Here is a 20,671-nt window from a genome sequence, read left to right as displayed (position 1 = left end):
TTCGGCCCCGCGGCAGCTGACGACTGCCCGGGGCCGTGAAGGAAGTTGAGGTTCCTCATGTCCATTGTAGACGACGACGCCGTCGATCGCACGGTCCCTGACGCGGGCACCGTCCTGTCCGACGACCACGTCGATGAGCTGACCCGGAGCGCGATCCCGCTCCAGGTCGCCCTCGACGCGGGGGTGTACTCCGCGCGCTGCCACGACGAGCTGCCGGCGTGGGCGCAGTGGATCGCTGCGCACGACGAGGACGTGTTCCCCGTGCTCGTGTACCCGATGGTGCAGCCGGACGGCTCGGAGACCGGCCAGGTCAAGCCCGCCTTGGGCACCGTGACCTTCGACGATGGCCGCGCCCCGAAGTACATCTCGCCGGGAAAGCACGGCAACCCGCCGCGGCTGCCCGTCCTGCGTGCGGTGAAGGACCCCGAGACCGTCCTCATCGTCGAGGGCGTCAAGCAGGCGCTGGCCGCGCTGGCGTGGGCACCCCCGGCGTGGTCGATCTACCGGATCACCGGGATCTGGTCCTGGATGGTCGCGAGCGGGGTCGAGGGCCAGCGCGGCACCCCGACCCCCCACCTCGCCGCCGTCCAGGGCCGCGACGTCGTGATCGTCCCCGACGCGGACGCCAGGACCAACCCGCATGTGTTCGACGGGGCGACCGCGCTCGGAGAGGCGTGCGAGGGGTACGGAGCGAACAGCGTCAGGTTCGCGCGGCTCCCCGGCGGCGGCAAGGACGGGCTCGACGATCTGCTCGCCCGCCTCGCCGACGACGATGCCCGCCGCTCCATGCTCCGGTCCTGGGTGGCGAACGCGAAGCAGAAGCCCGCGGACCTGGACAAGCGAGAGCTGTCCAAGCTGCGGTCCGAGGCCGCGGCGAAGGCCGCCGCGCGTGCTGCGGAGGTCGCCGTGGCCGACGCCGCCCGGGGACGCGTCGAGATCGACGTGAGCGGCGACATGCTCCAGGTCTCGCTCGACATGCTCGAAGCTCTGGTGGAGGCCAAGGGCGGGACGAGGGTCTTCCAGCGCGACGGCGCGATGGTCCGGGTCCGTCCCGACCACACCGGGCGGAATCAGGCCGGCCTCCTCACGAGGAGCGGGCTGCGCCGCGAGCTGCTCGAGGCCGTCTACCCCTGCACGATGACCGCGGACGGCCCCGCGCCCGCGGGCCTCAGCGACAACCTCGTCGACCTGGTGGCCGACCACTACGACCGGATGCCATGGCTGGCCGGGATCACCCGCTCGCCCCTCGTCGCTGCGGACGGCTCCGTCCGCACGGCCTCCGGATACGACCCGCAGACCGGGGTCCTCCTGGACCTCACCCCCGACGTGCAGGGCATCGAAGTGCCGGAGCACCCGACCGACGCCGACATCGAGGAGTCCGTCGAGCTCATCCGGGACGACCTCTTCGCCCGGGACGGGGCCGGCGGCCGGGACGGCTGGGTGTTCGCTTCCGAGGCCGACCAGACCCACGCGATCGCCGGCCTGATCACTCCCGTCGTCCGCGCGAACGTGCGCAAGGTGCCGATGCTCGTGTTCGACGGGCTTCATCGCGGCGTCGGCAAGGGCGGCTGCGTCGATGTGATCCACAGGGTCGCTTTCGGCATCCCCGCTCCGATGCAGCCCGCTCCCAAGTCGGATGAGGAGATGGACAAGCGCCTCATCGCGAAGCTGCGGGCGGGTGCGGACACCATCGTCCTCGACGAGGTGCAGGACAAGGACGGCACCTCGCGGCTGGACTCGCTCTCGCTCGGCGCGTTCCTCACCTCGGAGTCCTACGAAGGACGCAAGCTCGGCGTGTCCGAGATCCTGGACCTGCCGAACATGGCGACGACGTTCGGGCTCGGTAACAACGTCCAGATCCCGGGCGACATGATCCGCCGCGTCTACACCAGCCGCCTGTCCTCCGACCGCGACGACCTCGAGACCCGCGACGACTTCCGCCATGACATGGACACCTGGGTCCCGGAGCACCGCGCGGAGCTGCTCAGGGCCGTGCTCATCCTGGTCCGGGCCTGGTACGACCGCGGACAGCCCGAGGCCCCACGAGCCTTCGGGTTCAAGTCCTTCGGCGAGTGGCAGCGCGTCGTCGGCGGCATCCTCCATCTCGCCGGCATCAAGGGGTTCCTCTCCACCGTCCTCGAGGTCCGCGCCACCGCCGACAGCGAGGCCGTGGACAACGCCGAGTGCTGGGCCTGGATCTCGGACCTGTTCCCCGCCGGCGCACGCTTCGCTGCCGGCGACGTCCTCGCGCAGGCCAAGGCCGATCCGGACGCCCCGCCGCCCTACGGCAAGGGATGGGACGAGCTCGACGCCAAGTCGTTGTCGACGTACTTCGGCACTCATCCCCGCTGGTACGGCGGGCTCCGCGTGCGCCACGACGGGAAGATGCACGGCCGCGGCAAGGCGTACGTCGTCGAGCAGCTCCCCGCCGGCGTGACCCCCCTGCCCGTCCCGGACCCGACCACGTCCTCGTCGGCACCCGCCGGTCAGCGCCCTGCAGCCGGTGCCACGAAGGGCGAGGTCATCGAGATCACGGACCGTCACGGGTTCAAGAGCCAGGTGGCCCGTGCGATGCCGCCGATGAATGGGAAGACCATCGCTGAGATCGGGGGTGATGCATCGTGAGCATCCTCTACCTCGATCTCGAGACTGCTGACGCGGAGCGGCTCTGGGACTACGGCTCTGGGTTCGTCCGGCTCGCCGGCTACGCCCTCGGGTCCTCCGCCGTGGTGACGACGACCGACATCGCGGCCGTCGTCGAGATGGTCGAGCGGGCCGACCTCGTCGTCGGGCACAACGTGCTCGGCTTCGACCTGCCTGCCCTGGAGCGCTACCACGGCCTCGACCTGGGCCGGCTGGTGCGGGAGAACCGGGTCGTGGACACGCTGCTGGCCGCCCGTCAGAACGATCCGCCGCTGTCCGGGAAGGCCGATGCGCGCCGGTACAACCTCGACGCGGTGTGCCGCCGCGTGCTGGGCGACGGGAAGGTCTCCGGCGACGGCGGCTCCGTGCTGAAGGCCCTGGCCCGGGAGTTCGGCGGCTACGACCGGATCCCGGTCGACCACCCCGACTATGTGCGCTATCTCGTGCAGGACGTGGAGCTCGTCCGTGCGCTCTCCGAGCACCTCGTCGTCGACGACTACCTGTGGCGCGAGCACCGGGTCATGTGGCGGCTGAACCACATCACGGCGCACGGGTTCCGCGTCGACGTCGGCCTGGTCGATCGACTGATCGCTGAGCAGTCGGAGCGCGTCGACGCACAGAAGCAGCGCCTCCACGAGGTCTACGGCCTGCCTCTCGAAGGCAAGAAGCCCCACACCACTACCCCAGGGAAGACCGCCCTCGAGAAGGCGTTCGCCGACTGCGGCGTCGAGCCGCCGCGGACCAGCAAGGGGAACCTCGTCACCGGTAAGGAAGCGCTCAGGGCCCTGGCCGAGCGGCACGCTGAGAACGCGTCCCTCGTCGAGCTGTGCGGGGCGTTGCGGGCGTTCAACGGCGAGCGGTCGACCGCTCAGACGATCCGGGATCACACCGGATCCGACGAACGCGTGCACCCGGGGGTCGCCGCGATCCAGGCCACGGGACGGATCAGCATCACCGACCCCGGCCTGTCTGTCATGGGCAAGCGCGACCGCGCCAACGTCTGCGAGCGGGCGATGCTCCTCCCCGACGAGGGGCATGTGCTCATCAGCGCCGACCTGTCGCAGATCGACGCTCGGGCGATGGCGATGCACTGCCAGGACGATGCCTACGTCGCCGCTCTGGAGCCCGGGAAGGACCTCCACGACGAGATGGCCGCGGCAGTCTTCGGAGAGGTCGGCTGGGACCGCGCAGCGGGTCACCATCCCCGCCGCGGTGATGCCAAGGCGATCACGCACGCGACTTCGTACGGCATGGGCGCTGCGGCGCTGGCCGCCAACGCGGGAATCAGCCTCGCGGACGCCGAGCGGCAGCTGGCGGCGCTTGAGCTGAAATTCCCTGGCCTGGCCTCATTCAAGGCCTGGGTGCGCGAGGACGCCAGGCGTCAGGTCATCACGAACGCCTTCGGGCGTCGGATGCGCGTGCAGCCGGGCAAGGAGTACACCCAGGCCCCGGCCCACATCGGCCAGGGCACCGCCCGCGATCTGATGATGGAGGGGATCCTCCGACTGCCCGAGTGGCTCCTGCCCTGCCTGCGAGCCATCGTCCACGACGAGATCGTCCTGTCCGTGCCCGAGGACCGGGCCGACGAGGCCGAGGCCGCCGTGCTCGACGCCCTCCAGTTCGAGTACCGGATCGCGGCTGATGCGGTCGCGGTCCCTGTTCTCGCTGACAAGTCAGACCGCGGTCGCGACTGGGCTGACTGCTACCGGTCCGAGAAGAAGAGCTGGCCCGAAGTCTCCCGGGACCACCGGGACCTGCCCACGTGCCGTGACGGGGGCTGCACCTGGCACATCAAGAGTTCGACGAGCAATGCAGAAAGGGAGGCAGCATGACCGTCTACTTGATCCTCGACCCTGAGACCCGGTGCGGTGAAGGCGCTCTCAAGATCGGGTACACGAAAGGGAATGTGAACAGGCGGATGCACAGCATCCAGGTCAGCTGCGCGTCCGAGCTCGAGCTCGTCGCGGCCATCCCGAGCGCGCCCTACGAGCTCGAGCAGCACCTGCACGAGCAGTTCCACCGGTTCCGTCTTCGGCAGGGCGGCGAGTGGTTCGAGAATCGCGATGAGATCCGGGACGAAGTCCAGCTCTGGTCGAAGTACCTCTACTTGCTGCGATACAGCGGAGACGACGAGGCTCGCCGATGGATCCAGCCGGAGATCGAAGCACGAGCTGCTAGATGGCCCAACGCCCGATACCTCTTCATCGCGCGCCATCTCGCTCGCTCGCGGTACTGGCCCCGGACGTCCGGGCTCTCCGACGCAGAGGCACGCAGATCCCTGGCGATGCGGGTCCTCGCTCTCGCTGAAGCGAGCCCGCGCGCGACCTCCGAGGCGCTGCTGTCACAAGCTTACGAGGACCTCGACCGAGGTTCACCGCTTTGTTCTGACGCGGACCATGAGCGCGTCCGCGACCTCGTCGATCGCGGAATTCTGATGCCGAGGGCGCTCCAGCAGTCGAAGGCCGTGTGACGGCGCTGAAGAGCCAAGGAGCCACCCGATGAACATCACCCGACCGCCTGGCGACGACGAGGGAGGCGATGGCTGAGCGGGCCTCCCGACCCCCACGACCAGCCCGAGCGGGCTCGGGACGGGCCCGCGGACGACCGAGGACTTGACCGCCCGGAGGGCGCAGAGACGCCGAGACCCCCGGTCCCTGACCGGGGGTCTCATCATGCGTGGGGCGATCGTCAGCGCGTCATGCGCCACTCCTCGGCGGCGTCGCGGATGCCCTCCCGGTTGATCTCGTCGTGCTCGGCGCGGTCCCGTCGATCCAGCTCCGCCCGGAGCTCTTCGGTCGAGAAGATCGAGAGCATCTGCCGCACGACGGCGGCGCGGGCGGCGACAGCGGCCTGCGACTCCCTCTCGGACAGGGAGACGGGCTTCTCCACCGGGACCGGCGGGTCCGCCTCCTCCAGCAGCTGCGCGGCTCTGTCGCGCCCCAGCTCGCGCAGGGTGGCCGGCCCGATGCCGAGCAGGCCGGCGAGCCTGACCAGCGTCGCGTCCGGCGGCACCACGGGGATCGCCTCGCCGTCGCGGTACCTCACGCCGTCCAGAGCCACCTGCACCGACCCCCGGCTCATGCCGATGGCCGCGGCGAGCTCGGCCATGGAGTAGCCGCTGCGGCGATGGGCGGCCTTGAGGGCGGCGGACTCCGGCGGGACCGCGGTCTCGGGCATGGTGTCGGGCTCCCTCGGATACGAGTCGATAGGTAGTCATCCACAGACTACACACGACGGCACCCCGGCGCATGCTCCGCCGGGGTGCCGTTCATCGACAGGAGTCAGCCGTGTCCGCGTCGACGCCTATCGACGTCGACGGCGCGCTCCGTGCCGTGTTCGGTCAGGACGTACAGGTTCGGGTCGTGCGACGTCGCGGTCGTGGTCTCCCTGCCACCGGATCGGGACCGGAGCCAGCGAGCGGCGCGCCGCAGGTCAGCGGCCTCGCGCTCGATGTCGTTCGCCTGCTCCGTCAGGATCCCCACGCGCGTCCGATCCCGGTTCGTCACCGGCCGCGACGTGATGCCCTCGTTCCTGCGCGCGACCATCTCGTCGAGATGCCGTGCCGTGCCTTCGAGGCGCTTCGCGTGGAAGGCCCTCCAGTCCTCGCCGGTCATCGCTTCCCCCTCACATCCGCATGCCATGGGACTGGGACTGGCGGTCCTGAGCGCGCTGCCGGCTCCTCGAATTGCGGGCCTGCGAGGCGGCGAGCCGCTCGCGCGCCGAGGAGCGCTGCTCGTCGCTTCCCGAGCCGTCCGCGTCGCCGCCCTGCTCTTGAGCGTCCGCGGTCGACAACCGGGAACTGCTCTGCGACGAAGACGACTCATCGGAGCTCCGAACGGATCCCTGGGCCTGCGCAGGCGCGGCATGGCCGAGCTGCTGGTCCGCCTGCGCGGCGTCCTGCTGCTGCTCGACCTGGTTCTGCTGCGCCTCGTCCTCGATCCTGGCCTGCTCCTCGGCCTGCTCTCGGGCCTCCTGCTCCTGGTGCTCCTGCTCGATCCGCGCCTGCTCCGCGTCCGCCTGCTGCTGCTGTTCGGCGGACAGCCGCATCTCCTCGTCGTCGGCCATCGCCATCTCGAGGGAGCGCTTCTGCGCCTCGCGCCGGCGCTGCTCGCGCAGCTGGGCCTCCTGGAACTCCTCGGAGCCGGTCGCGCTCTCGCCGAACCGCCGGCGGAGCTCCTCCCGGCTGCTGCCCGAGCGCATCTCGGCCTGCATCTGGTCGACGCGGTGCTGGTCGAGCCGGCGCTGTGCGTCCGCGTCGCGACGCTGGTCGGTGGCCCGCTTGGGCTCCTCGTAAGTGTGCTGCCCGGTCCGGTCGTCGTCTGCCATGATCCTTCTTCCTTCCTCGTCGGCGGCGGTCGGTCGACCGTCGCTCACCTTCCGCCAAGGCCGAAGCCCTGGCCGTCGCTGTCCTTCGCCCTGCTGTGCTCCCGGGCGCTGCGGTTCCTGGCCTGGGCCGCGGCGAGCCGTCGGGCCTTCTCCGACTGCGGCCTGCTCTTCTCCTCAGGGGTCGTCTCGGCAGGGTGCGCAGCGTGCGCCGTCCCCGACCGGGCAGCCTCGACCGAGTCCCCGCGCGGACCCTGCTGGAGCTGCCGCGAGTACCCCGCAGCCGATTCCATCTCTCGGACGTCCTCGTCGAGCCGTCCGACGTACGCCAGCACGCGCAGCTCCTTCCGGACCTTCGCGTCGATCGCCTCCGATGAGGCACCGGGCGAGCGGAGCTGATTTCCCTCCTTGATGTTCTGGGTGATGACGGCCAGCTCGTTCGGGTGCTGCTCGCCGATGCGCTGCAGCTCGGCGTCGGCCTTCTCGAGCACGGCCTGAGGGCTGTCCTCGGTCTCCTCCTTCCTCCGCAGAGTCCCCGGCTCGTCCGGGTCCTCGATCCAGCCGTCGCCCGCGAGGCGCTCGTCCTCCGCAGCGCGCTCTGCGGCGATCCTCTGCGCGCTGTCCCTAGCCTCCTGGGCAGCCCGCTCTCCGAGCTCCGCGACGTGGGCCTCGATCCGCGCACGGCGCTCGGCCACGGTCTCGACCGGCACCGGGGCGACGGACGCCTGGGCAGCGGGCTCCGGCGCTGCAGCGCGCTTCCGAGCGGGCGTCGCAGAGGACTGCCTCCTCGCGGGCTCCCCCTGGCGCTTCGACGCGCTCCGGTACTGATCCAGCCACGACATGTCGATGTCCTGCAGGACGTCATCGAACCGGGACGACTGGGCGAGGCCGGCGACGTCGCGCTGCACCTGCTTCTTGGCCGCGTCCAGACCCTGGTCCGCGCCCTCGCGGTCGACAGCCGCGACGAACTGGTCACGGGCGTCGTCCATGTCCACCGCCACCGCGTGCAGCGTGTTGCTGTGGCGTCCGCGGGTGAGCGCCACGTACGCCGCAGCCGCGTCGGCCTGCTCGGAGAGCAGGAAGTCCGCGTGGTCGACGGTCATGCCCTGCGACCCATGCGTGGTCACCGCGTAGGCCAGCTGGAGGTGGTCCTGGACGTACCGGGGGCCGAGCGTGCTCCGGTGCCCGGTGCTCTCGTTCCTGACGACGACCCGGCCGTCCTCGTTGACCCGCTCCACCGTCCACGTCTGCCTGTTCGCGACCTTGAGGTCGCGGTCGTTCAGCCTCGTCGCCACGCGCGCACCGCGGGCGATCGGGTCCCCGTCGCGGCCCTTGACGACGCGGGAGGCGTCGATGACGTCGGCGGCGACCAGCCGGTCGTAGACCGCGAAGTTGATCTGCTGCGCCGTCGCGTTGGTGGACGCCACGGCGACCGAGGTCTCCTGGCGCACCGCGATCTCGAGGGCCATCGTCTCCGCGACCCGGCCGATCACCTCGTCCGAGGTGCCCGTGCGCACGGCTCCGCGCGAGGCGAGCAGTTCGAAGAACTCCTCGACCTCCTCGCGCTCGCGCAGCTTCAGGGACGCCGCAGCGTAGACCTTGTCGGTCTCGCCGGTGTCCTTGGTGCGAAAGCGCTGGACGTCCTGCAAGTCGTGGGTCTGCCGCGCGATCCCCGCGGCCTTGGCCAGGTAGCCGCCGCGTCCGACCGCGGAGAGCTGGCGCGTGTCCCCCATGAGCACGAGGCTTCCCACGCCCTGGTCGTCGACGTACCTGTGCAGCGCCGCCGCGGTCTCCTGGTCGAGCATGCCGCACTCGTCGACGACGACCACGGTGTCCTCGTCCATCGCGAACTCGCGCGGCTGCGGCTTCCACTGCGTCGGCAGCGTCCACCGCCCGGTCTCGTCGAACGATGCCCCGGCGCGGACCAGCATCGAGTGAACCGAGTTGCCCTTGCCCTTCACGGCCTGGGCCATCTCCTCAGCGCCGCGCTTCGTCGGGGACACCGAGACGAGCCGGCGGCCGTCGAGCTTCAGCTGCTCGTTCGCGGCCGCGAGCATGCTGGTCTTGCCGCTGCCGGCCGCTCCTTCGACTACGACCAGCGCGTGGTTGCCCGTGATTCCTCGCGCCGCCGCTGCCTGTCCCTCGGTCAGCGAGAATGCTCCGCGGTCCGCCTCGACCAGCCCGTCCTCTCCCGACCGCTCCGCACGCCTGGTGAGCGCGTCGGTCAGGTCGTTCTCGGTCTTCACGACGGCCTTGGCGGTCAGGTGCCTCACCCCCTCGATCTGAACACCGTCGTCCAGGAAGCTGACCGTCTCGCCCTGCGCCGCCTGCAGTGCCTGCTCGTGCAGCTCGTCGACGCCGTCGTCGCCGACCAGGTACGTCATGGCCAGGCGTCGATCGATCGCTGCGTGCAGGTCCGCCGGCGACCACGCCGAGCGGCGCTGCGCGAGGTCGACCAGCGCGCCCTCTGCGATCGCCCGAGGATCGATCTGGTCGACCGTCTGCGCCGCGACGACCCGTGCGACGTTCCGCGGTGCAACGGTGGGGATCCGCGCGGCGACCTCATCGCGCTCGATGAGCGCGACGTTCGTGGTCTGGCCCTGCGCGTCCTCGGCGAGCACGTCGCTCTTGCGCGACTTCTCTGGGCGGGTCTTCGCCCAACCGAGCTGGTCCCAGGACCTCTTCAGGCGCGGTCCGGGATCCTCGTCGGGGTGCTCGGTCCGCCACTGGGCCTCCAGCGACTCGCGCTCCTGATCGATGGCGGCGCGGCGCTGGGAGAAGTCGTCGACGAAGGGCTCGAACTCGAGGACGACTCCGCCTCCGTTCTCGCTGGGCGCCCACGTGTAGCCGGCGTCCGCGATCGCCTGGCGGAGCTCCTCGTCGCGCGCCATCGCGAGGTCGGCGGCGGCGTTCATGCGGTCGGACAGCCGGTAGAGCACGGTCCCGTGGAAGCTGCGCCACTTCCCCTCGGCGTATCCCTTGGGCAGGACCTGCATGTGGCGGTGGAAGTGCGGATCGCCCGATCGCGAGGTCTTGTGCTGGACGCTGGTGCACTCCACGCGGTCGAGACGCACCTGGTACTGCGCGTTCTGCGGCCCCATGCGCGTGACCGCGTGATGCTCCATCGCCTCGGCGGCCCTCACGACCGCGCGCGCCTGGGCGTTCTCGAGCGCCTCTGCGATCCTCGGGTCCGATGCGGCCGCGATACTGAGGGACTTACTCGCGGTGACGACCTTCTCGTGGTACAGCGGCGTGCTGCCGGTGACCTCCTCACCTTCACCGTTGACGTACTTGTGCGTCCGGAAGCCACCGCGCTTCTCGCCGGTGGCGGGGTCGGTGTGCTCGATCCAGGCGCGGAACTCGTCGCTCGAGAAGGTCGACTCGTCGACGCTGGCCTTGCCGCCGTCCTGGGACCGATGGAGGACGACATGCTGGATCGCCCGGTCCTCGCCTTCGGCGTAGTAGTCGTCCAGGCGAGCGGCGTCGCGCTCAAGGAGGTAGTCGGACGCCTTGCCCGAGGCCGCGCGCACGTCTCCGGCCTTCGGGCTCGCCGCCCTGAACGCCTTGAAGCCGCCGGCCATGACCATGCCCTCCGATGGAACGGAGAGCCGTGATCCTCAACCTCTACGGGCTCGGGCCGATGCGGGTCATGGTGCGAAGAGGCCCAGCGGACGATGGACGCCGCGTGGTGTCCACTGTACCAGACGGCTGACTACAGCGAAGCTGTAGTTTACGCGCTTCCCCTTCCTCTCTTCATCACAGTCCTCCCTCTCTCCAGGGCTAGGCAGGGTCCTCTCTCCCTCAGGTCCTCACCCTCTTCCTCTTCACACCCATCAGCCCTCACTCCTTCAGGGATGCTCACTTCCTCAGGTCTTCACCCTCTTCTTCCACTCCCACTCCCAGGCCTTCTGCATGCCCTCCTGGCTCTCACCTCCTGGCAGGCAGTCGACGATCTCCGCTGGTCTCCACAGCAGTCCCTGTCGCTCCAAGTCCGCCCGCCCTTCCGGTAACGCAGTCCCTCTCGAGGCCCGGACAGAGCGGGACCCCGGCCACGATGGTGACCGGGGTCCTGGTGGGGCGTGGGCGACTACGCGATCATGGCCTCGTACGGGGCACTGCTCCGCACGGCCTCGTCACTGCCCTCGGGCTCGTCGGGATCGTCCTCGGGCTCGTCAGCGTCGGCCTTCGTCGCACGGGCGGCCTCGCGCTCCCTGCGCCGCTCCTCGCGCCCCGCCGCGTCCTCGCGCCGGAGGCGCTCGATCAGCCCCTTGTCCGCGTGCTCGATGATCTCCTCCAGCATCGTGAGGACGCGAGCGGCGCGGATCCGCTCCTTGGGGTCGGTGGTCACCTCGATCTCGCCGCGCTCGTCGGTCGTGCGCTTGGTCGTGTGCTCCGGCTCGACGCCGAGCAGGTCATACAGCGGCAGGACGACCTCGGCGTAGGACTCGCCGGCGCGCTTGCCCGCGTCCCGGATCCTGCGCTGCTCCTCCCTCTCCTCCCGCTCGGCGGCCTTGAGCTGGGCAGCGAGCTCCTCCTGCTGCTTGCGGATCCTCTCGAGCGTGGGGCTGGGCTTCCTGTAGAGGGCCATCGTCATCTTCTCCTTCTCGGGTGCTGCGTGGTGGTCGGGGTCGGTCAGTCGAGCAGGCTGGTCTGCTCGAGGTCGGGGAGGCGGACGAGCACGCCCGGCGTGCCGTCTGTGACGAGGCGTGCCTGTCCGCGCCGCGGGGCCAGCAGGTCCGCGCCGGTGAAGCGGTCCGCCTTCTCGCTCGAACGCGAGGCGCGCCCGAGGGAGTCGGTGGAGGCGGCGGTCCGCTGGTCCTCTCCGGCGGTCCACGCCGCGGCCTCGAGGACCTCCTTCGAGCCCGCGGCGGAGGGGAACAGCAGAATGGACGGCCATGCGTCCTTGAGGATCTCGCCGGGCACCTCGCCCCAGAGCTTCAGCTGGGACAGCGACTGGACGAAGCCGATGATCCTGATGCCCGCGCCGCGTCCGAGGTTGACCACCTCGGAAAGCGTCGGCAGCCGCGCTCCGGTCGCCATCTCGTCGAGCACGAGCGTGAGCGTCCGGAGGCCCTTCTCCGGGTGGTCCATCCAATGGGTGATCGTCTGCTCGAGCACGGCGGCCGCCGCTCCCGGGCTGATGCCGCGCCCCGGCGTCACGAGGTACAGGGTCGTGCCCCGCTCCTCGAGCAGCTCCGGCGTGAACGGCGGCTCGGTGCCGTCGCCTGCCACCGTCGAGAGCTGGAACGGGAAGAGCGCGTTGCGCACGTTGATGGCGATCGAGTCCCGCTGCTCGGGGGCCATGGCCTGGACGGCCTGGAGCGCCTGCGCGAAGCGCGAGTCGGTGCACGTGTCGATCCGGTTGGCCGCGTTGTCCCAGCACGGCGCGTCCGCCTTCTCGGGGTCCTCGTCCTTCTCCCGCTCGAAGACGTCGAGCGCGGCGAGCACCCAGCGGATGCCGCCTCCCCACGTCCGCTCCCCGGTGTCGGGGTCGGTGAGCCACCCTCCCGCGCGGAGGAAGCCCGCCAGCGGCGGGGTCGCCAGCGCCGTCCACCGCGCGGAGTCGCCGCTGATCTCACCGGAGCCGCCGGCCCCGAGCGTGCCCATCTGGTGCAGCAGGCTCGAGACGAGCAGGGCCGAGTCGTCGTCGGAGACCAGGGCGCACGGATCGGAGACGACGCGCGTGACGTCGACGCCCTGCAGCTCGCTCTCGCGCACGCGGCCGGACAGGTCCATCAGGTACACGGGCCCCTGCTCGGCGCGCTTCTCGATCGTCAGCTCCGCGAGGTCGCCCTTGGCCGACATCGCGATGACGGGCCGCGCCCCGGCCAGGAGGATGTTCTGAGCGGCGACGGCGCGGGACTTGCCCGATCCAGTGCGAGCCACGCAGAGCGTGTGTGGCCCTCCGAGCGCCAGGTCCCCGGCGCGGCGGCCGGCGTTGATGTTGAGGCTGTCCGGCTCGTCCGGCTGGTCGTGCAGCAGCACGCCCACGTAGGGGCTGTCGCCGAGCTCGACCTGCCGCTCAGCCCTCGCCAGGCGTGGGAGCTCCCTCGGCCCCTCGTCGCCGGCCCCCATGAAGAAGGCCGCGACCGCGTCCATCCAGCTCATCGCGTCATCCCCTCCTGTAGCGCTCTCGCTCCGCCTCGACGCCCTCGGCCACGCGCTCGGCGAAGCCCGGGTCGGTCTCGAGCTCGTCCAGCGCCGCGTCGATGAGGACGCGGGCGAAGGCCCCGTGGCCGATGTCCTGGCCGACGGCGGTCGTCCGAAGGCGCTGCCGTCCCGCCGTGGTCATCGAGACCATCTGCCGTGCATCCAACTCCGTGCCGTTCATGCTCTCCACTCCTTCACTCTTGCTGGTTGTGTAGTAGTTGCGAGTTTACTAGACTACGTACCATCGAGAAAGAACCTGCGGCACCTTCGCGGGAGAGAGACAGGGGGCATCGACATGAAGCTCATCGCTGGACTGGTGGTCTTCGCCGTCATCTTCATCGCGGGCGTCGTCGTCGGCGGCTCCTGGTCGAACGAGATGGCCGAGGAGAAGCAGCTCGAGGCCGTCCGGGCGTGCATCGAGCACGCCGGCGGCTCCATCGACTCCGCGGGGCTCGACGCCTGCCTCGCCTCGATGGAGGGCTGAACCGTGACCTCGCACCACTGGGAGGACCGCCGCAGCGACTGGCTGTACGACCGATCCAAGGAGCACACCGGCCGGCGTCGCCGGGCGGAGCAGCTCGCCAAGCGGGCGGCGCGGGCCGGCCGGGCCTCGACCACCGGCAAGGCGGAGGGCGGCAAGCCCCACGACCCGACGCCGGGCTGGTGGTACCGGTCCTCGCACCCGAAGCACGGCGGCGACGGGTTCAAGGCGGAGATCGGCTGGACGGTCTGGACCGCGATCAAGGCGGGTGCCGTCGCCGTGACGGTCGGGCCGGCGATGGTCGTCGGCCTCGGGCTCTACGGGCTCTGGTGGTCCAGGACCGCGGCGTGGGGCCCGATCCGCTGGTGGCCGTACGCCGTCGCCGGAGCGGTTCTCGGGGTCCTCGGCTGGTTCGCCGTCGGGCCCGACCCGTCCGCGGCCCTCTCGGTCCAGGCGGGCCCGCACCTCGTCGTCGAGGTCGAGCAGCCGACGCGGTTCGTCCTGCAGACCGTGTGGGTCCAGGGCACCCTCGCGCTCCTCTTCGCGGCCTGGTGGTCCGTGGAGTGCGGGTGGCTCGCGGTGAAGGCCGACGCCGACCGGGTGCTCACCCCGCAGAAGGACAGGAAGACCGGCGAGTTCGCCAAGACCGCCGCCAAGGACAAGGTCCGGCTCACGCCGTACGCGGAGCCGGAGAAGGAGAAGGACTGATGAACGCGAACACGACCACGCCGCTGCGCGGACCGCTCGGGCTCCCCGAGCGGTGCCATCACCTGGACACGCCGTGGTGGGCTCCGCGGCGGAACCCGCTGGCGACCCATCGCGTGCGCCGGGTCTCCGGCTGCTGCGGACGGGTGAAGTACTACGACGCGCACTGCGACGCGCACCCGAACCGGACGTCGTCGCGGGGGCGCTGCATCTGCGGCGGGTATGACCACGACTTCTTCGTGCCGCGCGAGGTGCCGGCCGCCGAGGTGGCGGCGTGGATCGAGGAGCACCGCCATGACGACGACGAGCGCCTGGCAGAGGCCGACGCCTGGTACGGCGAGCTCGACGCCGACGTCCTCGACCACATCGCCCACCGCGAGTCGATGAGCGACTGGGCCCTCGCCCGCGGAGCCGTCCGGGAGGCGGCGGAGCGCATCAGGTACTCGCTCGCCGGATCCGTCGACCGCCTCCAGGGCCGCATCGCAGACGCCCTGGGCCCCGAGGAGAACAAGCACATCATCATCAAGGAGCGCAGCCATGACCACCGCTGAGAACGAGCAGGGCGTGGAGCGCCGACCGTCCGAGACGCACTTCCACACGAGCCGTGATCCGCAGCCCGAGGTCCACGTCCACAACTCCATCAAGCTCGACAGCAGCCGGGTGTGGAGCGTCCTCATCACCCTCATGGTGTCGCTGGCCATCGCCTGCTTCGGCTACCAGCTCTCGCTCGGCCCCCTCCGGGAGGTCGTGGCCACCGGTCTGTCGATGTTCCTGATGACGCTGGTCACGCTGGCGTTCAAGGCGGGCATCCTGCGACTCCCGGAGAAGCAGAACGACGATCTCGCGTTCACCAAGTCCACCATCCGGCGGATCTACGACGAGATCCAGGCCGCGATCGCAAACAGCTCCATGCCGAGGCTGCTGGTCTTCGCCGCCGGGCAGACCGCCGGCTTCCTGATCCTGCGCGCGGGCGTCGCCTTCGCATTCGGCCTCATGTCTTCCCTGTGGATGGCGGCGGGGTTCGGCCTGCTCTTCGGCGCGGCGGTCCTCGCGCAGGAGCAGATCTGGGCGTGGATCCGCACGCTGCACAACAGCAAGAGGGGGAAGTGATCGACATGTTCAAGGAGAAGCTCATGCCCGCCGCCACCGTGGTCGCCGCGGCGACGCTGGCGCTCACCGGATGCGTTTCGGTCCAGTGGGGCGAGGATGAGGGCGGCACTTCGCCTACCGTGACCACGGAGTCGACCCAGCCCTCCGAGCCGAGCGCCGAGGGCGAGGAGACCCAGCCCGAGGAGACCACCGAGCCGAAGCCGTCGGACGACGGGGAGAGCGAGGACGAGCGGGAGACCGTCGAGGTGGTGCTCGCCCCGGAGTCCGAGACTGCGGTGGTGTACATCCGCACCATCCAGGACTTCTCCCCGCTCCTGGAGGTATGGACCGTCGACGAGGCTGCGGGCACGCTCGAGTACCGCAGGTACACGTGCCTCGGCACCACCGACTCCGCGGGCGGCCTGCCCGGCGCGGGGGTCGGGTCGCTGACCCCGGGCGAGGACGAGGGCGAGTGGACGGTCACGTGGGAGGGCGAGTCGCCGATGCGGATGTCCCGCAGCGCGACGGAGTCGCTCGTGATCACCGAGCGCACCCTCGACAACAGCGGTGACATCGCCTCGACGCACCACGACATCGAGATCGATCGGTACGTCGGGGTGTGCGGCGACACGGGCGAAGCGATCCTGCGGTTCGTGATCTGACCGATGAACGACGAGCACGCCGTGCCGCGCCGCTGGCGAGCAGCAGGGACCGCCGCCGTGGTCGCCATGCTGGCAGCGCTGGTGCTCGGCGTCGCGGCGCTGATGGTCGGAGCGATCTGACTGTCCAGATGACGACCATCTCGCGGACCCCTCCGAGCAGAGCGCTCAGGAGGGGTCCTGCGTGTCCAGAAGTGGTGTCCAGAGAAGTTCTCAGTGGAGGTTGAAGATATGAGCACGAAGATCGGATACGCGCGGGTCAGCACCGACGAGCAGGACCTCGAGGCGCAGCGCGAGCAGCTCGCCCGCCTCGGCGTCGAGCCCGAGCACTTGTACTTCGACGAGGGTCTGTCCGGCAAGAACCGGAACCGGCCCGGGCTGGAGAGCGCGCTCAAGGCGCTCCGCCCCGGCGACGCGTTCGTGGTGACGAAGCTCGACCGTCTCGGCCGCTCGGCGCGCGACCTCGGGGACATCGCCAAGGACCTCGAGGCGCGGGGCATCACGCTCTCGCTGGGCGGCAAGCCCTACGACCCGACCGACCCCATGGACAAGCTCTTCTTCGGCATGCTGGGGCTGTTCGCCGAGTTCGAGCGCGATCTCATCTCCGCGCGGACCAAGGAGGCGCTGGCCGTGCCGGAGCGCCGAGCGAAGATGACCGGGCGCGCACCGAAGCTGTCGCCGGCGCAGAAGCGACAGGTGCTGCGACTCCACCAGGAGGGCGAGCATTCCCCGCGCGGGATCGGCGCGATGTTCGGCGTGAGCCGCCAGACGGTCTACCGCGTGGTCGCCGACGCGGAGAAGAGTGTGAGCTGATCGACCCCGACTGATGACGACGGCGCAGGCGAGGCATCTGGGTAGAGTCAATCCCGGCGACCTCGACGTCGGCCCGCGGTTCTTGATCGCAGGGGTGCGCTACACCAGTGCCGCCACCCGTTGCGCGGTCCTCCTGGCCGATCCCGGATTCTGGCCCGTGACGAGGTTCCCGTCGGTGACAGCGTAAGAAACGAAGGGGAGCTTCGCCTTCTCGTAGACCGCACCGCGCGCCTTCATCTCCTCCTCGGCGTTGTACGGGACGAGCTCGGCGACCCTGGCCAGGACTTCCTCCTGCCAGGCAAAGCCGGTGATGCGCTTGCCGGCGACGAGGAGGGAGCCGTCGGACAGCCGCGTGTTGAGCAGTCCGCAGTAGCCGTGGCATACCGAGGAGACAATGCTGCCCTGCTCCCAGATCTCGCGGGTGACGCGCTGCAGGCCCTCGGAATCGGGGAAGTCGTACATCACAGCATGGCCGCCGGTGAAGTAGATCGCGTCGTAGTCGGCCGCATCGACCTGGTCGGGGCTGAGCGTGGTCTCGAGCAGCGCCATCCGTCCCGGGTCGCGGTGCCAGGCCTTGGCGCTCTTGTCGAAGTTCGGGAACTTCAGCGAACGCGGTTCCAGCGGCGATCTCCCGCCCAGAGGGCTGACGATCATCTGCTCGAAGCCGTGATCAGCGAACACCTCCCAGGCGTGCGCGAGCTCGGAGAGCCACAACCCCGTGGGATGGGACTGGTCGTCGTAATGACCGACGTTGGTCACGACATGCAGGACGCGACGGATCATGGGCAGGAGCCTCGCTTCGGAATTGGCGGTGGACAGGTATCGGATATACGAAACGACTTGATTTCGTATCGTATAGACCGTAGCCTGGGCCCATGCCGACACGCAACCTCACGTCGCCGTCGCCCGTCGATTCTCGTGCGCCCGACGTCTCCGCCCTCGTCGCCCATGCCCGCAGCGTCTTCGAGTCCGGTGCCACCCGTTCCCGTGCAGCACGGCGGGAGCATCTCGACGCGCTGCGTCGCCTGATCGTCGAGAACCGTGCTCGGCTGGAGGGCGCGCTGCACGCAGACCTGCGCAAGAGCGCACGCGAGGCCGGGATCACCGAGATCGACACGGTCCTCGGCGAGATATCCCACGTCGCGCGGCACCTGTCGGCGTGGACGTCCCCGCGGCGCGCCTCGACACCGATCGTCCTGTGGCCCGCGTCGGCCCGCATGGTGCCCGAGCCGCTCGGGGTGGTGCTGATCATGTCCCCGTGGAACTACCCGCTCCAGCTCACCCTGGATCCGCTGGTGGGCGTGCTCGCAGCAGGCAACACGGCGGTGATCAAGCCCAGCCCGGAGTCCCCGCGCACGTCGGAGCTGCTGGCCGAGCTGGTGCCGGCGTACTTCCCCGGCGGTGCCGTGCAGGTGGTGCTGGGAGACGTCGAGGTCGCCGAGCGAGTCCTGGAGGAGCGCTTCGACCACATCATCTTCACCGGCTCGGGCCGCGTCGGGCGGATCGTGATGAGCGCAGCCGCCCGGCATCTCACCCCGGTCACGCTGGAACTGGGCGGCAAGTCCCCGGTGTGGTTCGACGACGAGGCGCACCTGGCGGACGCGGCACGCCGCCTGGCGTGGGCGAAGTTCACCAACGCCGGCCAGACGTGCGTCGCCCCGGACTACGTGATGACCACCCCGGACCGGGTCCCCGCCCTCGTGGAGGCGATGCGCGGCGCGATCGAGGAGCTCTGGGGCCGCGACCCCGCCGCGAGCGGCGACTACGGCCGCATCGTCAGCGAGCGGCACTTCGACCGGCTCGCCGGATATCTGGACGAAGGCACGATCGAGATCGGCGGGCAGCACGACCGCGAGGATCTGTACATCGCGCCCACCGTGATCACCTTCCCCTTCTCCACCCCGGCCGCCGTCGGTCCCGACGCGCCGCACGGGCTGCTGCGCGAGGAGGTCTTCGGCCCCATCCTCCCGATCATCGTCGTGGACTCTCCCCAGGAGGCGGTGCGGGTCATTAACGGCTGGGACAAGCCGCTCGCACTGTACGTGTTCAGCGACTGCGCGCAGACGCGCCGTCTGTTCGAACAGGAGACGTCCTCCGGCGCGGTGCTCAACCATGCCGCTCTGATCCACGTCGGGGCCGGGACGCTGCCGTTCGGCGGAGTCGGTGCCAGCGGCATGGGTGCCTACCACGGCTACGATTCCATCCGCACCTTCTCCCACTTCAAGCCAGTACTCACCAAGCCACGCGTGCCGGACACGCTTCGTCTGCTCAACCCCGGCACCCATGCCCGCATCAGCCGTCTGCTGGGGCGGCTGCAGCGGCGCGGCTGACGAAATCACTCACGGGAAGTAGCGAGACCACCCACCATGCCCGCCAATGCCGAACCCGCGCAGCAGGACCCTGCGACCCCGACCGGCTCCCGTGGCCGGCCCGCGGACCCGCATCTGCAGGCGCGATTCATCGACGCCGCCCTCGACCTGCTCACCACCCGCGGCTACCGTGCGCTGACGACGTCGGCCGTCGCCAAGCACGTCGGCGCTTCGACCGCCAGCCTGTACCGCCGCTGGCCAACCAAGCAGGCGCTCATCGCCGACCTCGCGCGCACCATCGCCCACGGCGCGCTCGACTCCCTCGACACCGGAACCCTCCGCGGCGACCTGCACGCGCTGATCACCCTCAAGCAGCACCTCTTCGCCCGCACGGGCACCGCCGTAATCGCCCTGCTCGCCGAGTCCGCCCACGACACCCAGCTGCGAGGCATCCTCCACACGGAGGTGCTCGAGGCCACCACCCAGAGGATGCGAGCCATCCTCGACCGCGCCGCTGACCGCGGAGAGATCGCTCCCCCGCAGGAGGACACGGCGGCGCTCCTGGGCCTCCTCATCGCCGGCGGAGGCCTGCTCCGACACGCCCTGGCCCCAATGCCGCCGCCCGCCTCGACCATCGACGCCGAGGTGGACATGATCTTGCAGGTGCTGATGGCTCTCCCCGCCCCGGGCTGAGCCGGGAGCCTGCCTGGGTGGCGTAAGGGCGCGGAGAGAGCCGGACTGCGTCATGGTGCCGGTACTTTGCTTCGCCATATGCAGGACTTCATGCTTCATGTGATTCGCAAGGCGGTGTAAACTCTACAAATGTAGGAGGGGTCGGCACTCCCGGTCCTCAGTTGTCGGAACGCACGCCTCCGTTCGCCCCTCGAAAGGAGCGGCATTCACATGGCATCCAGCACATCGTCGAATCCTGCCGATGAGAGCACCGAGGACGAGGTGCGACGGATCACTCGGCGCTGGGCGTGGTGGGCCTCCGGCATGGCGATCCTCATCGGTCTCGCCGGACTCGTCTTCCCTCAGTATCGAGAGAACGCCGTTTCGCTGATCATCGGCGTCTATTTCGTCTCCACCGGCATCGGTCGAGCTGCGACGGCGTTCGACGCAGCGAGCACCCGGGGCATGCGCGTCATCGTGGGTGCGCTCGGTATAGGAGTGGTCGCGATCGGCGTCCTGTGCCTGAACAATCCGTACCGCAGCTTCGCCATGATCGACAGCCTCGTGTCGATCGGCCTCATCGTCGATGCTGCTGCCTGCGCTGGGCTTGCGCGCCTCCTGGACAAGGGGCCCGAGCGGCGCACCGCGATCGTGACCGGGATCGTATCCGTGGCCGCAGCTGTCGTCGTCTTCGCTCTCCCGATCGAAACGTTCGGTCACCTGCTCACCGTCAGCGCGGCGTGCTTCATCACTGTCGGACTCATCACGATCATCCGGCTCGTGCTCACGCGCGATCAGCGAGAGCGCGCGTCCTGAGAACCTAGGAT

At 70.0% G+C, this 20,671-nt stretch carries 21 protein-coding genes; 12 read left to right on the top strand and 9 right to left on the bottom strand.

The window, feature by feature from the left end:
- Positions 1–57: 57 nt before the first annotated feature.
- From ACYVF5_RS05790 to ACYVF5_RS05780, 3 genes are all read left to right on the top strand, one after another.
- Entirely contained in the window at positions 58–2,625 is a 2,568-nt protein-coding gene (locus ACYVF5_RS05790) for a DUF3854 domain-containing protein (RefSeq protein WP_460944253.1), read from the top strand.
- A 101-nt stretch (positions 2,626–2,726) separates the two neighbouring features.
- The gene (locus ACYVF5_RS05785) at positions 2,727–4,475 is read left to right on the top strand and encodes a DNA polymerase (protein ID WP_460944251.1); all 1,749 of its coding nucleotides are present in this window, start codon (positions 2,727–2,729) and stop codon (positions 4,473–4,475) included.
- On the top strand, positions 4,472–5,113 hold the full coding sequence (locus ACYVF5_RS05780; protein WP_460944250.1) for a GIY-YIG nuclease family protein: 642 nt from the start codon (positions 4,472–4,474) through the stop codon (positions 5,111–5,113). The genes ACYVF5_RS05785 and ACYVF5_RS05780 overlap by 4 nt, the downstream gene beginning before the upstream one ends.
- Before the next feature lie 218 nt (positions 5,114–5,331).
- Here the strand turns inward: ACYVF5_RS05780 and ACYVF5_RS05775 are convergent, their stop codons facing one another.
- From ACYVF5_RS05775 to ACYVF5_RS05740, 8 genes are all read right to left on the bottom strand, one after another.
- Positions 5,332–5,820 (bottom strand): helix-turn-helix domain-containing protein, encoded by a 489-nt coding sequence (locus ACYVF5_RS05775; protein ID WP_460944248.1) that lies wholly within the window; start codon positions 5,818–5,820, stop codon positions 5,332–5,334.
- 104 nt (positions 5,821–5,924) lie between these two features.
- The gene (locus tag ACYVF5_RS05770) at positions 5,925–6,257 is read right to left on the bottom strand and encodes a hypothetical protein (RefSeq protein ID WP_460944246.1); all 333 of its coding nucleotides are present in this window, start codon (positions 6,255–6,257) and stop codon (positions 5,925–5,927) included.
- A gap of 10 nt (positions 6,258–6,267) precedes the next feature.
- A complete protein-coding gene (locus ACYVF5_RS05765) occupies positions 6,268–6,969 on the bottom strand; it encodes a hypothetical protein (protein ID WP_460944244.1) in 702 nt (233 codons plus the stop codon).
- A 44-nt stretch (positions 6,970–7,013) separates the two neighbouring features.
- Positions 7,014–10,547, bottom strand: a complete 3,534-nt coding sequence (gene mobF / locus ACYVF5_RS05760; RefSeq protein ID WP_460944242.1) for a MobF family relaxase — start codon at positions 10,545–10,547, stop codon at positions 7,014–7,016.
- A gap of 285 nt (positions 10,548–10,832) precedes the next feature.
- Positions 10,833–10,955, bottom strand: coding sequence for a hypothetical protein (locus tag ACYVF5_RS05755; RefSeq protein ID WP_460944240.1), 123 nt, complete (start codon positions 10,953–10,955; stop codon positions 10,833–10,835).
- A gap of 98 nt (positions 10,956–11,053) precedes the next feature.
- Entirely contained in the window at positions 11,054–11,560 is a 507-nt protein-coding gene (locus ACYVF5_RS05750; RefSeq protein ID WP_460944238.1) for a hypothetical protein, read from the bottom strand.
- A 38-nt stretch (positions 11,561–11,598) separates the two neighbouring features.
- The gene (locus ACYVF5_RS05745) at positions 11,599–13,074 is read right to left on the bottom strand and encodes a type IV secretory system conjugative DNA transfer family protein (RefSeq protein ID WP_460944236.1); all 1,476 of its coding nucleotides are present in this window, start codon (positions 13,072–13,074) and stop codon (positions 11,599–11,601) included.
- 4 nt (positions 13,075–13,078) lie between these two features.
- Complete coding sequence (locus ACYVF5_RS05740) at positions 13,079–13,297, bottom strand: hypothetical protein (RefSeq protein ID WP_460944234.1); 219 nt, start codon at positions 13,295–13,297, stop codon at positions 13,079–13,081.
- 114 nt (positions 13,298–13,411) lie between these two features.
- On the opposite strand from ACYVF5_RS05740, the gene ACYVF5_RS05735 reads away from it, so the two are divergent.
- The 6 genes from ACYVF5_RS05735 to ACYVF5_RS05710 all read left to right on the top strand — a co-directional run bounded on the left by ACYVF5_RS05735 (position 13,412) and on the right by ACYVF5_RS05710 (position 16,863).
- The gene (locus ACYVF5_RS05735; RefSeq protein ID WP_460944232.1) at positions 13,412–13,600 is read left to right on the top strand and encodes a hypothetical protein; all 189 of its coding nucleotides are present in this window, start codon (positions 13,412–13,414) and stop codon (positions 13,598–13,600) included.
- A gap of 3 nt (positions 13,601–13,603) precedes the next feature.
- Positions 13,604–14,305 carry a hypothetical protein gene (locus tag ACYVF5_RS05730; RefSeq protein ID WP_460944230.1) on the top strand — a complete coding sequence of 234 codons (702 nt, stop codon included), beginning with the start codon at positions 13,604–13,606 and terminating at the stop codon, positions 14,303–14,305.
- Complete coding sequence (locus ACYVF5_RS05725; RefSeq protein ID WP_460944229.1) at positions 14,305–14,853, top strand: hypothetical protein; 549 nt, start codon at positions 14,305–14,307, stop codon at positions 14,851–14,853. Before ACYVF5_RS05730 ends, ACYVF5_RS05725 begins: the two co-directional genes overlap by 1 nt.
- A complete protein-coding gene (locus ACYVF5_RS05720) occupies positions 14,840–15,412 on the top strand; it encodes a hypothetical protein (protein ID WP_460944227.1) in 573 nt (190 codons plus the stop codon). The genes ACYVF5_RS05725 and ACYVF5_RS05720 overlap by 14 nt, the downstream gene beginning before the upstream one ends.
- Before the next feature lie 23 nt (positions 15,413–15,435).
- Complete coding sequence (locus tag ACYVF5_RS05715; RefSeq protein WP_460944225.1) at positions 15,436–16,053, top strand: hypothetical protein; 618 nt, start codon at positions 15,436–15,438, stop codon at positions 16,051–16,053.
- A gap of 228 nt (positions 16,054–16,281) precedes the next feature.
- Positions 16,282–16,863: a recombinase family protein gene (locus ACYVF5_RS05710; RefSeq protein ID WP_460944223.1), complete on the top strand. Its 582-nt coding sequence runs from the start codon at positions 16,282–16,284 to the stop codon at positions 16,861–16,863.
- A gap of 99 nt (positions 16,864–16,962) precedes the next feature.
- On the opposite strand, the gene ACYVF5_RS05705 is transcribed toward ACYVF5_RS05710, so the two are convergent.
- Positions 16,963–17,646 carry a type 1 glutamine amidotransferase domain-containing protein gene (locus ACYVF5_RS05705; protein ID WP_460944221.1) on the bottom strand — a complete coding sequence of 228 codons (684 nt, stop codon included), beginning with the start codon at positions 17,644–17,646 and terminating at the stop codon, positions 16,963–16,965.
- A gap of 92 nt (positions 17,647–17,738) precedes the next feature.
- Between ACYVF5_RS05705 and ACYVF5_RS05700 the strand changes: the two genes are divergently transcribed.
- The 3 genes from ACYVF5_RS05700 to ACYVF5_RS05690 all read left to right on the top strand — a co-directional run bounded on the left by ACYVF5_RS05700 (position 17,739) and on the right by ACYVF5_RS05690 (position 20,660).
- A complete protein-coding gene (locus tag ACYVF5_RS05700) occupies positions 17,739–19,193 on the top strand; it encodes an aldehyde dehydrogenase family protein (protein WP_460944219.1) in 1,455 nt (484 codons plus the stop codon).
- A gap of 36 nt (positions 19,194–19,229) precedes the next feature.
- On the top strand, positions 19,230–19,865 hold the full coding sequence (locus tag ACYVF5_RS05695; RefSeq protein ID WP_460944217.1) for a TetR/AcrR family transcriptional regulator: 636 nt from the start codon (positions 19,230–19,232) through the stop codon (positions 19,863–19,865).
- 210 nt (positions 19,866–20,075) lie between these two features.
- A complete protein-coding gene (locus ACYVF5_RS05690) occupies positions 20,076–20,660 on the top strand; it encodes a DUF308 domain-containing protein (protein WP_460944215.1) in 585 nt (194 codons plus the stop codon).
- Positions 20,661–20,671 lie beyond the last annotated feature (11 nt).

The organism is Okibacterium endophyticum (genome assembly GCF_054780075.1).
Note: the sequence above shows the minus strand (reverse complement) of the source record. Positions and strands in the feature narration are given on the sequence as shown.

Coding starts and splice junctions, on each gene's coding strand:
- ACYVF5_RS05790 (WP_460944253.1), top strand. CDS start 58: ATGTCCATTGTAGACGACGACGCCGTCGATCGCACGGTCCCTGACGCG.
- ACYVF5_RS05780 (WP_460944250.1), top strand. CDS start 4,472: ATGACCGTCTACTTGATCCTCGACCCTGAGACCCGGTGCGGTGAAGGC.
- ACYVF5_RS05775 (WP_460944248.1), bottom strand. CDS start 5,820: ATGCCCGAGACCGCGGTCCCGCCGGAGTCCGCCGCCCTCAAGGCCGCC.
- ACYVF5_RS05770 (WP_460944246.1), bottom strand. CDS start 6,257: ATGACCGGCGAGGACTGGAGGGCCTTCCACGCGAAGCGCCTCGAAGGC.
- ACYVF5_RS05765 (WP_460944244.1), bottom strand. CDS start 6,969: ATGGCAGACGACGACCGGACCGGGCAGCACACTTACGAGGAGCCCAAG.
- mobF (WP_460944242.1), bottom strand. CDS start 10,547: ATGGCCGGCGGCTTCAAGGCGTTCAGGGCGGCGAGCCCGAAGGCCGGA.
- ACYVF5_RS05750 (WP_460944238.1), bottom strand. CDS start 11,560: ATGACGATGGCCCTCTACAGGAAGCCCAGCCCCACGCTCGAGAGGATC.
- ACYVF5_RS05745 (WP_460944236.1), bottom strand. CDS start 13,074: ATGAGCTGGATGGACGCGGTCGCGGCCTTCTTCATGGGGGCCGGCGAC.
- ACYVF5_RS05740 (WP_460944234.1), bottom strand. CDS start 13,297: ATGAACGGCACGGAGTTGGATGCACGGCAGATGGTCTCGATGACCACG.
- ACYVF5_RS05735 (WP_460944232.1), top strand. CDS start 13,412: ATGAAGCTCATCGCTGGACTGGTGGTCTTCGCCGTCATCTTCATCGCG.
- ACYVF5_RS05725 (WP_460944229.1), top strand. CDS start 14,305: ATGAACGCGAACACGACCACGCCGCTGCGCGGACCGCTCGGGCTCCCC.
- ACYVF5_RS05720 (WP_460944227.1), top strand. CDS start 14,840: ATGACCACCGCTGAGAACGAGCAGGGCGTGGAGCGCCGACCGTCCGAG.
- ACYVF5_RS05715 (WP_460944225.1), top strand. CDS start 15,436: ATGCCCGCCGCCACCGTGGTCGCCGCGGCGACGCTGGCGCTCACCGGA.
- ACYVF5_RS05710 (WP_460944223.1), top strand. CDS start 16,282: ATGAGCACGAAGATCGGATACGCGCGGGTCAGCACCGACGAGCAGGAC.
- ACYVF5_RS05705 (WP_460944221.1), bottom strand. CDS start 17,646: ATGATCCGTCGCGTCCTGCATGTCGTGACCAACGTCGGTCATTACGAC.
- ACYVF5_RS05700 (WP_460944219.1), top strand. CDS start 17,739: ATGCCGACACGCAACCTCACGTCGCCGTCGCCCGTCGATTCTCGTGCG.
- ACYVF5_RS05695 (WP_460944217.1), top strand. CDS start 19,230: ATGCCCGCCAATGCCGAACCCGCGCAGCAGGACCCTGCGACCCCGACC.
- ACYVF5_RS05690 (WP_460944215.1), top strand. CDS start 20,076: ATGGCATCCAGCACATCGTCGAATCCTGCCGATGAGAGCACCGAGGAC.